At 61.3% G+C, this 15319-nt stretch carries 11 protein-coding genes and 1 tRNA gene; 2 read left to right on the forward strand and 10 right to left on the reverse strand.

Going from position 1 to position 15319, the window contains the following annotated elements; genetic code table 11:
- Nucleotide 1: 1 nt before the first annotated feature.
- The 6 genes from atpA to PG2093B_RS07795 all read right to left on the reverse strand — a co-directional run bounded on the left by atpA (nt 2) and on the right by PG2093B_RS07795 (nt 5541).
- The gene (atpA, locus tag PG2093B_RS07770) at nt 2-1663 is read right to left on the reverse strand and encodes a F0F1 ATP synthase subunit alpha (RefSeq protein ID WP_129897995.1); all 1662 of its coding nucleotides are present in this window, start codon (nt 1661-1663) and stop codon (nt 2-4) included.
- Between the two features lie 75 nt (nt 1664-1738).
- Nucleotides 1739-2572: a F0F1 ATP synthase subunit delta gene (locus PG2093B_RS07775; RefSeq protein WP_129897996.1), complete on the reverse strand. Its 834-nt coding sequence runs from the start codon at nt 2570-2572 to the stop codon at nt 1739-1741.
- 30 nt (nt 2573-2602) lie between these two features.
- Nucleotides 2603-3127: a F0F1 ATP synthase subunit B gene (locus PG2093B_RS07780; protein ID WP_207215011.1), complete on the reverse strand. Its 525-nt coding sequence runs from the start codon at nt 3125-3127 to the stop codon at nt 2603-2605.
- Nucleotides 3128-3188: 61 nt separating this feature from the next.
- Nucleotides 3189-3419: an ATP synthase F0 subunit C gene (gene atpE, locus PG2093B_RS07785; protein ID WP_004219171.1), complete on the reverse strand. Its 231-nt coding sequence runs from the start codon at nt 3417-3419 to the stop codon at nt 3189-3191.
- Nucleotides 3420-3475: 56 nt separating this feature from the next.
- Nucleotides 3476-4288: a F0F1 ATP synthase subunit A gene (gene atpB / locus PG2093B_RS07790; protein WP_129897998.1), complete on the reverse strand. Its 813-nt coding sequence runs from the start codon at nt 4286-4288 to the stop codon at nt 3476-3478.
- Nucleotides 4289-4506: 218 nt separating this feature from the next.
- Entirely contained in the window at nt 4507-5541 is a 1035-nt protein-coding gene (locus PG2093B_RS07795) for a homoserine O-succinyltransferase (RefSeq protein ID WP_129897999.1), read from the reverse strand.
- A gap of 143 nt (nt 5542-5684) precedes the next feature.
- Between PG2093B_RS07795 and PG2093B_RS07800 the strand changes: the two genes are divergently transcribed.
- Nucleotides 5685-5758 (forward strand) — tRNA-Met (locus tag PG2093B_RS07800).
- A gap of 197 nt (nt 5759-5955) precedes the next feature.
- Nucleotides 5956-7290, forward strand: a complete 1335-nt coding sequence (frc, locus tag PG2093B_RS07805; RefSeq protein WP_129898000.1) for a formyl-CoA transferase — start codon at nt 5956-5958, stop codon at nt 7288-7290.
- 1102 nt (nt 7291-8392) lie between these two features.
- On the opposite strand, the gene PG2093B_RS07810 is transcribed toward frc, so the two are convergent.
- From PG2093B_RS07810 to PG2093B_RS07825, 4 genes are all read right to left on the reverse strand, one after another.
- Nucleotides 8393-9496 (reverse strand): AEC family transporter, encoded by a 1104-nt coding sequence (locus PG2093B_RS07810; RefSeq protein WP_129898001.1) that lies wholly within the window; start codon nt 9494-9496, stop codon nt 8393-8395.
- Nucleotides 9497-9585: 89 nt separating this feature from the next.
- On the reverse strand, nt 9586-11355 hold the full coding sequence (gene oxc, locus PG2093B_RS07815) for an oxalyl-CoA decarboxylase (protein WP_129898002.1): 1770 nt from the start codon (nt 11353-11355) through the stop codon (nt 9586-9588).
- A 128-nt stretch (nt 11356-11483) separates the two neighbouring features.
- Nucleotides 11484-13031 carry a chloride channel protein gene (locus PG2093B_RS07820; protein ID WP_242502870.1) on the reverse strand — a complete coding sequence of 516 codons (1548 nt, stop codon included), beginning with the start codon at nt 13029-13031 and terminating at the stop codon, nt 11484-11486.
- A gap of 117 nt (nt 13032-13148) precedes the next feature.
- Nucleotides 13149-15047, reverse strand: a complete 1899-nt coding sequence (locus PG2093B_RS07825) for an LPXTG cell wall anchor domain-containing protein (protein ID WP_165369747.1) — start codon at nt 15045-15047, stop codon at nt 13149-13151.
- Nucleotides 15048-15319: the final 272 nt, after the last annotated feature.

Genomic DNA, 15319 nt, shown 5'->3' on the forward strand with positions numbered 1-15319 from the left:
GTTACTTCTTTTCTGCGCTCTTGGCCGCCTGTGCCTTGCGGCCCTGGGCCTTGATCTGCTCTTGGTCGACCGGCGTGGCGCCCTTCGGCACCGGCTTCTTGTCGACGAGCGGCTTGCCGGCCTTGGTGACGTACGTCTCACGGAAGGCGTCCACGGCCTTGTCGAGGGCCGCTTCGGTCTCCTTGGTGAAATCACCGGTGTCGCGAATGGTCTTGAGGATGTCGGTGTTGCTGCTCACGTATTCGAGCAAACCGCGTTCGAACGGCAGCACGTCGGCGATCTCCAGATCGTCGAGCTTGCCGTTGGTGCCGGCCCACACCGAAACGACCTCCTGCTCCATCGAGTACGGCGAGAACTGCGGCTGCTTGAGCAGCTCGGTCAGACGCGCACCTCGGTTGAGCTGGGCCTTCGACGCCGCATCCAGATCGGACGCGAACATGGCGAAGGATTCGAGTGAGCGGTACCGTGCCAGCGAGATCTTCAGCGTGCCGGAGACCTTCTTCAGTGCCTTCGTCTGCGCGGCGCCGCCGACTCGGGAGACCGAGATGCCGACGTCCACTGCGGGGCGCTGGCCGGCGTTGAACAGGTCGGACTGCAGGAAGATCTGGCCGTCGGTGATTGAGATCACGTTGGTCGGGATGTACGCGGAGACGTCGTTCGCCTTCGTCTCGACGATCGGCAGGCCGGTCATCGAACCGCCGCCAAGATCGTCGGAGACACGCGCGCAGCGTTCCAGCAGGCGCGAATGCAGGTAGAAGACATCGCCCGGGTACGCTTCACGCCCCGGCGGGCGGCGCAGCAGCAGCGAGATCGAACGGTACGCTTCGGCCTGCTTGGACAGGTCGTCGAACACGATGAGCACGTCTTTGCCGTGGTACATCCAGTGCTGGCCGATGGCCGAACCGGTGTACGGGGCGATGTACTTGAAGCCCGCGGAATCGGACGCCGGGGAGGCCACGATCGTGGTGTATTCCATGGCGCCGGCCTCTTCGAGGCTCTGCTTGACCGCGGCGATGGTGGAGCCCTTCTGGCCGATGGCCACATAGATGCAGCGCACCTGCTTCTTCGGATCGCCCGACTCCCAGTTCGTCTTCTGGTTGATGATCGTGTCGATCGCGATGGCGGTCTTGCCCGTCTGGCGGTCGCCGATGATGAGCTGGCGCTGGCCGCGGCCGATCGGCGTCATCGCGTCGATTGCCTTGAGGCCCGTGGACATGGGCTCATCCACAGGGTGGCGGTGCATCACATCGGGTGCCTGCGCCTCAAGGATGCGGCGTCCTTCGCTCTTGATCTCGCCCAAGCCGTCGATGGGTTTGCCCAGTGGGTCGACCACACGGCCCAGGAAGCCGTCGCCGACCGGCACCGAGAGCACCTCGCCGGTGCGCCGGACTTCCTGCCCTTCTTCGATGCCGACGAAATCGCCGAGGATAACCACGCCGATCTCCCGGGCGTCCAGATTGAACGCCAGGCCAAGGGTGCCGTCCTCGAAGGTCAGCAGCTCGTTGGCCATGCAACCAGGCAGCCCCGTCACGTGCGCAATGCCGTCACCTGCGGTGGCGACGTGGCCCACTTCCTGGGTCGGCGTGTCCGATGGCTTGTACGAATCGACGAAGTCATCGAGCGCCTTGCGTATCGTGGCGGGATCAATGGTCAATTCTGCCATGATCACTCCTTAGTGTTGTGTATACATTCGCTTGCAGTCCGCGCGTGGCGCAGGCCTGCATGACGCGCTGCGGCGTCAGTCGTTGGTTCCGGCTTTCGCCTTGCGCTTCAGATTCTGCAACTGCGCGATCACCGTGTTGTCGGTGACCTCGTCGCCCACCTGGATGCGCATGCCGCCCATCACCGTCTCGTCGACGACGGAGTGGATGTGCACCGGGCGTCCGACCTTCTTCGTGTAGATCTGCGCAAGACGGTCGGATTGGGCTTCGGTCAGCGGCGCGGCGGTGGTGACGGTGACCATCGATTCGCCCATATGACGGGAGAATTTGTTGATGAGCCACTGGATCGTCTCAAGATAGCGGCGGTTGCGCGGATTGCGCGTGCTGTGCGCGGCGAGCCTGACCGTGATCTTGTTGAAGTCCTCATTGCCGATGAGCGCGTGCAGCAGGTTGTACCGTGCCTCGATCGGGCTGTCCGCGTTGGACAGATCCGCACGGACGACCGGCAGATTGAGCAGCGCGGATTGCAACCGAGCGAGCTCGATGGACACTTGCAGCGTCGCCCCGTCTTTGTCTGCCTGGTACATCATCGCATCCACCGCAAAATCCTCGGTGGCATTGTCGATGTCGTACGCACGGCTCCAGCTGCGCGAAACGAGATCGGTCATGATCTCCATCGTCATCGGCTGCACCTTGCCGCCGATGAGCTCGTTGAGCAGTTTCACCTTGTCTGCGACGGGCCGGCCGGGGTCGGTCAGCGCGCGCTGCAAACGCGGATTGTGGTCGAGCGTGCAGGTGATGCCGAACAGTTCGTCACCGATCTGCCAGGCGTCGTCACCGGATGCGCGCAGTTTTGCGGCAAACGAATCACGTGATTCGCGATCAGCTACTCGTGATGCCTCTCCTCGCATCTGGTCACCTCCCTTCCTTGCGGATTGGCGCTACTTATTCTCGCCCTGTTCCATGTCGGCGATCATTTGATCAATCATCTCCGACTGCACGGCGCTGTCTTTGAGTTCGGAACCAAGAATCTTCTCAGCGAGCGAAGTCGCCAACGTGCCGACTTCACCCTTGAGACTCACCATGGCCTTCTGCTGCTGCGATTCGAGCGAACGCTGGGCGTTTGCCGTAATCTGCGCGGCCTCAGTCTCGGCGCGCGAACGCGCGTCAGCGATGATGTGCGATGCCTCAGCGCGCGCATCGTCACGAATCTTGGAAGCCTCCACACGGGCGGTGCTCAACTGGGCCTGATACTTCTTCTTCGCTTCGTCCGCGTCTTTCTGGGCCTGCTCCGCCTTGGCGATGCCACCCTCGATCTTCGCGGCACGTTCATCGAATATGGACTGGAACTTCGGCAGGAAGAACTTGTAGAAGAACGCGGCCACGATCAACAGGATGATCAGCGACCACACGATGTCATAGACCTTGGGGATGAACAAATCAACGCCTTCGGCGGCCATGGTCACCATGATGCCCTCCTCCTTTCATGTCCTGGTTGGAATTGCTTCGTGTCTCAGATCCGTTCGATCACTGGAAGATGAACGCGGCGACGAAGCCGAGCAGTGCCAGAACCTCGACGAATGCGAGACCGAGGAACATCAGCGTCTGCAGACGGCCGCCGAGTTCAGGCTGACGCGCCGTGCTTTCAATCGTCTTGCCGATCAGGATGCCCAGACCGATGCCAGGACCAATGGCTGCGAGACCATAGCCGACGACGTTCAGGTTGCCCGCAACCTCAGCGAGGGTAACGATATCCATGGTTGTTTCCTTTCTGGTTATTGCCTTGTGGCAACACATTTGTTATTGGCCGGCGGTCAGTCGATCTCCGGATAGCTCATGTTGATGTACGCGGTGGTCAGAATCGCGAAGATGTAGGCCTGCAGGCATGCCACAAGCACCTCGAACAGGTACATGAACAGACCCGCCGCAAATGTGACAACGCCGAACGGCATCATGACTTTGTTCACCACGTCAATGAGGAAATACTGCGTGGCCGAAAGGCACAGCGCAAGAATCAAATGGCCCGAAACCATGTTGGCGAACAGTCGAATCGTCAACGAGAACGGGCGGATCACCAGCAGCTCAAGCAGCTGGATCGGGCTCAGCAGAATGTAAATCGGCCACGGCACACCCTTCGGGAAGAGCTCGTCGCGCAAGAAATGGCCGAGGCCCTTCTCGCGGATGCCCGCAATCCAATACTGCACGAAGCACCACATAGCGAATACAAGCGGCAAGGTAATCGTCGCACTCGCTGCGATGTTCATGCCGGGAATCTCACCGCACAGGTTGAACACAAGCAACGTGAGGAACACAGTGGTGATCATCGGCACGTAGCGCTTACCGCGCACTTCGCCCATCACCTGATACACGATGTCGTTCTTCACAAAATCGATGACCCATTCCACTGCGCCCTGCCAGCGTCCCGGAATCAACTTCGCGCGCGCCGCGGTGATACCAAGCACCAACAACATAATGATTGTGGCAAGGATACGCACAAAGATGATGCGGTTGATGGCGAACGGGGTACCTTCAAACAGGATCTCCGGGGGAAGAAAGTCTTCAATGCTTGGCATTTCCATCGATGCCTCTGCAAGCGTGGCTGCGCCCGCGGCGAATACATCAACCATTCATGCCTCCTGAATCCGAGTGTTCTGCTGTTAGTCTAATCCAAGTTGTTCCGTGAATGTGACGGCAAGATTTCTTCCCAAGGCGCACAAGCGTCCTGCGACTGCACCATTCGGCGCGTCGTTCATCTTCTCGTCTTCACAGTTCCTTCAGAACTCGTCGCAACGTGATTATTGGCTCGCCAGTGGACATTGGCGCAACGTCTAGCGTATCGCCGCTCCTAGCGGACGATGAGCCCGTAGCCGTCTTCAAGGAAGGGCCGGAATCCATCCTCGCGCGGCGGGCAGGGTTCGTGGCGCACCACGTGGTCGGTGCCGAGCTTGCCCTGCGCGCGCAGGTCCGGCACTTCGGTCAGGTCGTACGGCGTCATCTGGTACACCCAGTTGAGCCAGTTGCGCCACAGCAGATTCGCGTGCGCACGCCACGAGAACAGCGGTGCGATCGACGGGTCGTCGTGCGGGAAGTAATTGCGCGGAAACGGCACATTTGTCAGTCCGCGCTTCATATCACGCTCGTATTCTTCTGCAAGCGTATATTTGCCGTACTCCCAATGACCGAGCGCGAACACCTCGCTGAAATCGCGCGTCGAAATCAGGCCGGGGCCGGATTCCGGGCCCCACGTCAGCACCTGCAGCTCGGGGCGCGCCGCGAGGTCGCGCTCGTCGACGCCGGCGACACGCGAATGCGGCTGCAGCGCAATCTCGTCGAAGCCATTGGTGAGGAAGCAGTATTCGTCCTGCAGGAACTGCGGGAACACACCAAACAGCTTCTCTGCCAGATCGACCTTGTTCACGCCGTAGCGGTGGTGCAGTGCACCCATCGCGCCCCAGCACAGGTATATCGTGGAGAAGACGTGGCTCGACGCCCAATCGAGGATGCGCCGGAACTCGTCCCAATAGTCCACGTGCTCGAACGATAGATGTTCCACAGGCGCGCCGGTCACGATCAGGCCGTCATAATAATTGTCCGCGAACGACTCAAGCGGTTCATAGAACTTCACGAGATGATCGGCGCTCACGTGCGTCGATTCGTGCGTGCTCGTCTTCATGAAGTCGATCTCCACCTGCAGCGGGGACTTCGAGATCAGGCGCAGCAGCTGCGTCTCGGTCTCGATCTTCTTGGGCATGAGGTTGAGGATCACCATCTTGAGCGGGCGCACGCGCTGACGCTCCGCCTCGGGCTTTTCGAGCGCGAAGATGCGCTCGGAGTCGAGGATCGCGCGCGCGGGCAGACCGCCGGGAATCTTGATAGGCATGCTCTTCATTATCGGCGCGCGTCTGACGAGCGCCCGGCGAGTGTTCACTGCGCGGACCGAATGATGGAATATGGCGCGACACGCCGAGTATTGACATAGCCGCGCATCTGAGTATGTTTAATAGAGCTGTTCAAAACAGCCGGCGCGGGGTGGAGCAGCTCGGTAGCTCGCTGGGCTCATAACCCAGAGGTCCATGGTTCAAATCCATGCCCCGCTACTAACACAGACCGGGAATCGAAAGATTCCCGGTCTTTTGTTTTCCGCAGCTCCCTGTGTGCATGATCCGGCGTGCGCATACCGCATTGTTGGCGTCCAGCTGAATAGTTCTGTCCAGTAGCTTAAATCACTTGGGACCTCGGATTGACCTGCGTATATTGAAGCTAATTGGCTATATATCTATATTAAGGAGTTCATATGGCTGACGCTACTAACACCGCTCCACTCGCGGGCATCAAGGTGATTGATTGGACGCAGGTGCAGTCTGGTCCTTCCTGCACTCAGATGCTGGCTTGGATGGGCGCCGAGGTCATCAAGCTCGAGAAGGTCAAGGGCGGCGACCCGACCCGTAACGAGATGAACGACGTCGACGGTTCCTATTCGCTGTACTTCCTGCAGCTTAATGCCAACAAGAAGTCCATCACCCTCGACATGAAGGATCCCGAAGGCAAGAAGATCCTCACCGATCTGCTCAAGGACGCTGACGTCTTCGTTGAGAATATCGGCCCCGGCGACGTCGAAAAGCTCGGCTTCGGCTGGGACGAAGTGCACAAGATCAACCCGAAGCTGATCATGGCCTCGCTGAAGGGCTTCAATCAGGGCAGCCGCTTCGAGCACGTCAAGGCCTTCGAGCCTGTCGCGCAGTGCGCAGGCGGCGCGGCCTCGACGACCGGCTGGTGGGAAGGCGACAAGAACATCCCGACCCAGTCCGGCGCGGCACTCGGCGATTCGAACACCGGCATGCACCTGCTCATCGGCATCCTGACCGCACTGCTGCAGCGCGAACGCACGGGCGAAGGCGTCTTCGTCTACCAGTCCATGCAGAACGCGGTGCTCAACCTGTGCCGTATCAAGCTGCGTGACCAGCTCATCCTCGACCACCTGCATCAGCTGTCGTACTACGACTGCTACCCGGGCTACAAGTTCGGCAAGGCGATTCCGCGCGCGGCCAACGCCGAAGGCGGTCTGGTGCTGGGCTGGTGCTACCGCGCGAAGGGCTGGGAGACCGACCCGAACGCCTACGTGTACATCGTGATTCAGCAGTCGCAGAAGGGCTTCGAGAACTTCTGCAACGCGATGGGCTTCCAGGATTGGCTCACCGACCCGAAGTTCAGCACGCCGAACGCACGCGACGAGCACAAGCAGGAAGTGTACAAGCGCGTTGAGCAGTACACCATGCAGTACGACAAGTACACGCTGACCAAGGAACTCGGCGCGAAGGGCGTCCCGGTGGGCCCGGTGCTCGATTGGAACGAGCTCGAGAACGATCCGGACCTCAACGAGGACGGCACGCTCATCACGATCGACCAGGGCGATGCCCGTGGCAAGTTCAAGACGATCGGCATGCCGTTCACGCTGAGCAACTACGCGCCTGACTACAAGCGCGCGCCGAAGCTTGGCGAGAACAACGAGGAGATTCTCAAGTCCCTCGGCTACACCGACGATCAGATTGCCGACCTGCAGTCCAGGGGTGTCATCGGCGGCAACGACGGCGTCAAGGCGGACCTTGTGGCCGCCCCGACGACCGACTGATCTGTCAGCCTGACTGACTCTCTATATATGAATGGTGCCTGTGCATTCGTGGTGATGCACAGGCACCATTCATATATACGGCCATAAGGATTAGCCACGGCAATGCCGCCTTCCGTTGACCATGCAACCCACTACAAGTAGCCACTATCAACAACAATGCTCCATGCATCTACTGATGCAAGCAAAGGCCCGTCCAGCTAATCTGGACGGGCCCTTGCTTACCGGATGATCCGGCGAACGAAAATCGCGGCCAACGCTAACAATATGCCAGCGAAAGCAAGAGGTTCGCCAATCCTCGTGGCAAGGATTGCAATCACTGCGATTATCGCCGCTCCGGAATCATCCGATTGGTGGCTGCGAGAATGCCTACCCACGGTAGATACCTCCCGTGACAGCCGCGCACCGCGTTCGGCATGCGGCACTGGCACTCCAACAGTTGTCAAAGCGACCGTCAAAGGCACTGCTACATACCTCTTTCAGGTAAACAACCATGGTACCTGATATGATGAAAGCATCAACGGGCACTGCTACTCATCTTTGGATAACGCCCGCGGACGGCTGCGAGACCGTCCTTCATGACATCCGTAAATGGGGGCCGAAGCGATTCGACCCCCATTTGCATTCCAGTCGATGCCAATACCTTGGGATGGCTGTACGTGTCTAAGGTCAGTCATGGTTTGTCGCCGGCATTGCTCTGCACAGCTGTAGGTGTCTAAGGTCAGCCACGAGAGTCCATCGCAGTGGCTTGAGATGGACGTAGATGACTGAGCCTAGACACCGAGTGCCATCAATCGTGGGTGATATGGCTGTTGGTGGCTGAGCATCGACATCCACGTCCATGGCGATGGCATAAACGGCGAATTCAGCGTACGTATCAGCCTCATCGCTACGGGTAGTGTTCTTTCTGCTACGGGTAGTGCCTCCTTGGGGAACAACCACGTACAATCGTTGAAAACCAATGTTTTTAGTGATGCAGAAATTGGCAGAGCACTACCCGTAGCAATAGAAGCACTACCCGTAGCAAAGAGGTTCCCAGCACAAAAAAGGCTCCCCGCCAACGTGGCGGGGAGCCCCAAGATGATGGATGCCGTTTAGCGCACTATCAGTGGACGCACAGCGGCACAAGCCAGATCCACAGCAGGCAGGTGACGGCGAACACAACGGTCGAGACCGCGGTGGTGGAGGCGCCTTCCTTGACGTAGATGTTGTAACGGCTGGAGATGATGATGCCCGAGAACGCCGGCGGAAGGGCGACGGCCATGACAAGCATGGAGAGCTTGTTGACATCGTGGCCCATGCCGCACAGCAGACCGATGCCGAGGAACGCGGCAGGGGTCAGGATCAGGCGGTAGAAGGTGTTCCAGATCGTCTCCCAGCCGAGCGAGAACTTGACGGTCGAAAGCGCCAGGCCAGCGGCGAGCACGGCCACGCCGGAGTTTGCCTTGGCGATCAGGTCGAAGGTCGGGGCGACCTGATCAGGCACACGCACGCCGATGAGCACGAGCACGATGGCGAGCAGCGGGGCCCAGCAGACCGGCTGCTTCAAAGCGTTGACGAGCGCGGCGAGGTTGCTGTTCTTCTTCTTGCCCATGTTGGAGGACTTGGAGACCATGACCTCGGCGTTCTTGTCCTTCGACGCGTCCTTGGACGGATCGACGGCCACGTCGGCCTTCGGTGCCTTGACCGTCACTTCGCCCTTGGCGGTCGTGGTGGCGGCAGCCGACAGCTTGGCGCGGTCCTTGGCCTGACCGAGGTTGATGAGATACATGCCGATCGGGATGGTCACGGCGTTCACCACGATCGAGATGATCGCGATGACGAGGTTGGTGCTCACGGTGTCGCCATAGATAGGATCAAGCACTGCGAAGCCGAGGAAGCCGATCGTCGGGGATCCGGCGATCAACGCGCACACGGCCGCTTCCTGGATGCTGTGCTTGAACAAGAGGCGGCACAGGTAGTAGCTGAGCATGAACATGACGATGATGCCCACAAATCCAAGAATCGTAAGCGTGGTGTCCTGGGCGAGCTCCTCACGGGTCGCCTTGACGATGGAGATGAACAATGCGGCCGGCAATGCGATGTTGAGCACGACCTTGTTGAGGCCCTGTCGCTGATCGTCGTCGAAATAGCTGAGCTTGCCGCAGACATATCCCAACGCCATGATGACGATGATCGGGATGATGTCGTTTACCAGAATCTGTACCATGATGAAAACTTTCTTCTCTTCGGTGGCGGATGCCCGGGGCAATGGGCCGCCACAGCCGTGGCGGCCCATTGCCCCATATCAGGCATCGATCACATATGTGCGCCCTCGATGTACGGGTCGGCGGTCACCTCGGAGGTCGCGAGCGGACCCACGACCGGCTTCGGATTGAGGTTGCTGATGTGGCCGGACTCCTTGCCGGCGTAGTCAGCGAGCTGCACATGCACGAAGCTCGGCTTGCCGGAGGCGATTGCCTCGCCGACCATCTGCTCGACCTCGTCCGGCGTGGTGGCGTAGTAGCCCTTGCCACCGAACGCCTCGATCATCTTCTCGTAGTGAGCGTCATACGAGAGCGTGAGCGGGGACGGATCGCCGTCCTTGCCAAGGTTCTCGAAGTCGCCGCGGTAGATACCACCGTTGTTGAGCACCACGAAGGTGATCGGCAGGTTGTAGCGGCAGGCTACCTCGACTTCCATGCCGTCGAAACCGAAACCGGAGTCGCCGCCGATGTACAGCACCTTCTTGCCGGTAGCCACGGCGGCGCCGATGGAATAGCCGACTGCGCAACCCATGACACCCCACGTGCCGCAATCAAGGCGATGGCGCGGCTGGTAGATGTCGATGATGTTACGGCAGTCGTCGAGCGTGTTCGCACCCTCGTTGGTGAGGATGACGTCCTTGTTCTGGTCGTAGACCTTCTTGATTGCGCCCAGGGCGTCGTAGTGGCCCATCGGCACCTTGCCGGAGTTGATGCGCGCGGCGAACTTCTCGTCGTTCTTCTGGGATTCGGACTGAATGGCGCCGAGCCACTCAGCGGAAGCCTTGACAGGGGTCTTCTCGAGTCCAGCGTTGAGCATGGCCATGGCGGACTTGATGTCACCGACAATCGGGCAGGCGATTGGACGAGTGTTCTCGATTTCGTTCGGATCGATCTCAATCTGGATGAACTTGACGTCCGGGTTCCATCCCTTTTCACCGAAGTTCAGCATCCAATTGAGACGTGCACCAACCAGTAGCACAACGTCGGCGGAGCGTAGCGCGAGGCTACGGGCGCTAGCGGTGTTGTGCGGATCGTCGTCTGGAATGACGCCCTTGGCCATAGACATCGGTTGGAACGGGATGTCGGTCTTCTTGACAAATTCCTGCAGTTCGTTTTCAGCCTGTGCTAGGGCGGCCCCCTTGCCCACGAGCATGAGCGGGTTCTTGGCCTCGCTTAGCAACTTGAGGGCTTCATCAATGGACGCCTGTGCCGGCGGCATGACCGGTGCCGGCTGGTTCGCGGTCCACAGCTTGGCTGCAGCCTCATCCTTATCCATTGTCTGTGCCACGGCGTCATCCGGGAAGTCGATGTAGACGGCGCCCGGGCGGCCGGAGCACGCGATGTGCATGGCGCGTGCCACGGCGAGCGGGATATCCTCGATCTTGTCGATGCGGAAGGATTCCTTGCAGAATGCCTTCGCATAGCTCATCTGATCAAGGCCCTCGTATTCGCCTTCGTGCATATCTACGACGTTACGGCTCGAGGAGCCGCCAATCATAATGACCGGGAAGCCATTGGTGGTGGCCTCGAGCATGGCCGCCAGACCGTTCAGGAAGCCCGGTGCGGACACGGTCAGCGCCACGGCTGGCTTGCCTGTCAAGAAGCCTTCCGCTGCCGCTGCGTTCACAGCGTCCTCTTCATGGCGCATGCCGATGTAGCGCATGCCCATGCCCTGGGCGATACGCGCAAAGTCAGTCACCGGAATGCCGACGACACCATACATATTCTTGATGCCGTTCGCCATCAGCGCCTGGGCCAGGTAGTGCGGGGAATCAGTGAGATTCTGCCCCTGCACCGGGGTGGTTGTTGTTTCGTCAGTCATGAACTTCCTCCTATCGAAACGTTGCTACCCCGATTCTAAGGTGGTTCAATCTGTTTTCCCGGCAGCCAAGCGCTTAGCGTATTTTTCCCAATAAGCGCAATAACTGTAGCCCTACAGCTCATGGACTGTCATGGACGGGCGCCCGTTCCATCGCCGTGCTGCGCATCGTTGTGCCAACGCGAATTGCTCTTGTTCACGTCATGCCGGTGCTTATGTCGGCGGCGCTGTTCCCGGATTTCCTCGCTCTCAGCGGCGAGCACGGCCGACCCGGCCACATGCTGCAGCGCGGATCCGGCGGCCATCACGAAATCGGTGAATCCGGCGTCGTCGTGCACCTCGTTGCTCGCCACGGAGGCGCGGATGTTCGAGAAGAACCGGTGCCAGCCCGACCGCGCGAGCACGTCGATGCTCGCGCCGTACATACCCACCGGGTAGCCGAAGAGGAACGCGATGGCCACGCCCACCGCGAGGAACGGGAACATGCCCCATCCGAAGATCTCACTCCCCAACAGCACAGCGGACATCGGGCACCGGTTGAGCGCGGCGAGGAAGCAGATCGAGCCGAGCGCGGCGCCGAACAGCGGGTCGGTGCCGGTCATGGCGAAGCACGCCGAGCCGAGCAGGCCGCCGATGCAGAACGACGGCATGATCTCGCCGCCTTTGAACCACATGCCGAGGCACAGCACGGTCAGCAGCATCTTGATGGCGAAATCGGCCGACAGATCGGGCATGTTGAGCACATCGTTGAGCATCGCGCCGCCCGAGCCGGTAAACCGCCACCAGCCGAACACAGTCACGAGTACGGCGAACAACAGGCCGCCCACGATCACCCACACATAATAATCGTGCCGGATGCGCATGGTGAGCGCCTGCAGCAGGCGTATGGCTATGGAGAACACGCTGCCCGCCACTGCTGCGGCGATGCCGATGACGATGCACACGCCGATGATGCGCCATGAGGCCACTGGCACCGGCACGGTGTGGATGATGTCGCCGATGCCGAAGTGGTTGGAAATGAGGAACGCAATGAAACATGCGATGAGCATGGACGACACGTACTGCAATTGCGTGAACCGCATGAGCTCGAGCACCAGCATGCACGATCCCAGCGGGGCGAAGAACAGGGCGGAGAACGCGGCGGCCATGCCGGTGGAGGCCACATACCGGTTGATCTCGTAGGTGTCGTCATGGTCCTCTCGGCGCAGGATGTTGTGCAGGCGGAACGGCTTGGAGATGGTCGTGCCCAGACTTGCGCCGATCTGCAACGCCCCGGCCTCCTTGCCCACCGAACCGCCGCCCAGGATCGTCATGCCCGTGGAGAACAGGATGCCCGGCGCCAGCAGCGCGCTCAGGTGGTCGCCGGCGCGCATCTTCTCGATGATCGCGTCGGTCGTCAGGTTGAGCGGCAGCTTCCACCACCTGTACATGAGCAATTGCACGATGCCCATCACCGGCAGTAGCCAGATGAGCCACGGCGCGCGTTCGAACAGGCTTCGCGCGGCCCCCACGAACAGGCACAGCACGATCGATGCGAATCCACACACCACTCCACACACGCACGCGAACAGCATGTGCCGCACCACCTGCATCCAGTCGAACCGCGCAGGCGGCTCCACGCTCTGCTTTGTGGAGCCGGCCTGCGGGGCGGGGTGCGGTGCTTGTGTTGTGGTGTTCATGCCATCCTCTGCTCGTGCCGCCATGCCATGGTGGCGGGGTGTTCGTTCAGCTACCGTGTATCTTACCGTTGGCCGCGCGGCCTTGGCGGCCGCTCCCTCTGACAGCGTGACGCGGGATCACTCCCCGTCTTCGAGCTCACGCTTGTGGCGCACCACCAGGATCGCCGCCGCGAGCAACGTGAGCAGTCCCAAGGTGATGGGCCATGCATTGCTCACGCCGGTCGCGGCGAGCACCGGCGGCTGCGGTGCTTCGGGTTCGGGTTCCACCGCCGGCACGGCTTCGAAGGTGCGCTCGGGCTCAGGCTCCACGCGCACGAGCACGCGTTCCTGCGGGTCGGCGTACGAGCTGGTGGCGGCTTGGACGCGGCCGTCGCCGGCGAATTCCCAGACGAACACGTACCAGCCGGGCCGTTCGGCTGTGATTTCCACGGGGCTGCCGTGCGCGTCGGGCGCTCCTCCCCCGACATGGATCTCGCCGTTGACCGCCTCGTATTCCCATGTGCCGATGAGTATGTGGTGGTCGTCTTCCTCCGGTTCCCGCGCGTCGGCGGGTTCGTATGCGCCGTCGTCTTGCCCGTCTCCGCTGCCGGCCCACCACACGCGCACCTGCGCGTAGGGCATGTCGGCGTCCATGCCGTACTCGCCGCCGCCGGCCCAGTCACCGTGCTCATCGGGGAATCCATCCACACGGATCACGTCGGCGATCTGCGCGCCGGGCCGCACGGCGGCTTCCACGACGCGCGACTCCACGGTGAGAGGCGCGCGCACGGCGTGTGTTTCGCTCGGGTCCATGAATGCGGTGATCACGTCGCTCACGAGCAGTTCGCGCACGTCACGGCTCTGCCGCTCGCGTTCGATCGCCCAGACCCATGTGCCGAATCCGCCCTGTTCGGCGAGGTATGGCTCGTCCGACCCCGGCTCGCGCACGCCCTGCACATGCACCGTCTGCCCGCTGGCGCCGAACGTGGCTTCGGCGAACGCGCACGGCTCGTATCCGGCGCGCGCCAGCTGTTCGAGGAACTCGGGCGCGGTGGCGTGCGCGTTCGGCACGTACCGCTCCCCCAGCGCGCTTACGGGCAGGCCGCCGAAATACCAGCCGCGCGCGTGGACGTGCGCGCCGCGCGGCCATGCGCCGCTGCCGGGCAATGCGCTGACCTGCACGTCGTCGGTCACCGGCGCGCCGGTGTCGATTGATTTCGGCGAGGTCCGCGTGCTGATCGTGGGGTTGAACGTGGTGCGCACGGGCGTGGTGACCTCGTCGAGCGCCTGCGCATACCCGGGGCCGAGCGCGACCATGTCCTGCGAGCTGACGATGCGGTCGATCGACGGCAGTGTCGCGCTGCCGGACACGGTCACCGGCCCATCGCCGGTGGCGTGCCATGTGACGATCGTCGTATAGTCGCCCGACGTGCCGCTGACCGTGGCCGACCCGTTGCCGAACCGCGCCGGTCCGTCGATCGCGAGGGTGAACGGCACATCGGACACGGGGTCACCATTGCTGTTGTGGATCCGCACGCGCACGGTGCCGGTGCGCGTGACGTCGTCGTATTCCAGTTCCAACGCCATCGTCTGTGGCACAAGCAGCGGCGCTTCGGCGAGCAGCTCGTCCGCGCGCTTGAACAACTGCGGGTATTGCTGCAGTGTCTCGCGGGTCGCGGCCCATCCTGCCACGCCAGTGGTGGTATCGAAGGCGTCATGCATGATGATCGCGAGCGCCGTCTGCGTGTAGTCGCTGTTGTGCGCATGCTGGTATTTGCGCAGCAGTGCCGCGAGCTGCCGGTTCTGCGGTGAATCGGGCAGCGGGGAGACCGAGCCGATCCGCATGGTCGATGGCATGGCTTCCTCGATGCAGTAGTACCGCGTGCTTGTGGAATCATAGCCGACCGGCCCCATCCAATACGTGCCGCCGTTGTGTGTATATATGAAGTAATCCTGGGATTTGGCTGTGGTCAGTATCTCGCCAGGGGCCGCCACTGCCGCGCCCAACGGCGCAGCCGCAGCCAATACAGCCACCACGCATGCCGCCAATGCGGTGCGCAACCCACTGCATAACCGTCTGCGCAATTGTCTGCGCAACCGTTGTGGTATTCGCGATTGTTGTGTGCCATGTGCCGTCATGATGATCCTTCCGTCGCTCCATTGCCAGATCCATGGGGCGGCCCGCTCCGTTGCGGCGCCCCACGCATGTGCCTTCGAGCATGGCACCGCGGCCATCGGGGCGAAAGCGGGGCGAGGTGGTGTGGTCGGACGGCCGGAGGAATCCCGAAATGTGGACACAGGGCGGTGTG

Origin of the sequence: Bifidobacterium pseudolongum subsp. globosum, assembly GCF_004155535.1 — a bacterium.
Lineage (GTDB): Bacteria > Actinomycetota > Actinomycetes > Actinomycetales > Bifidobacteriaceae > Bifidobacterium > Bifidobacterium pseudolongum_C.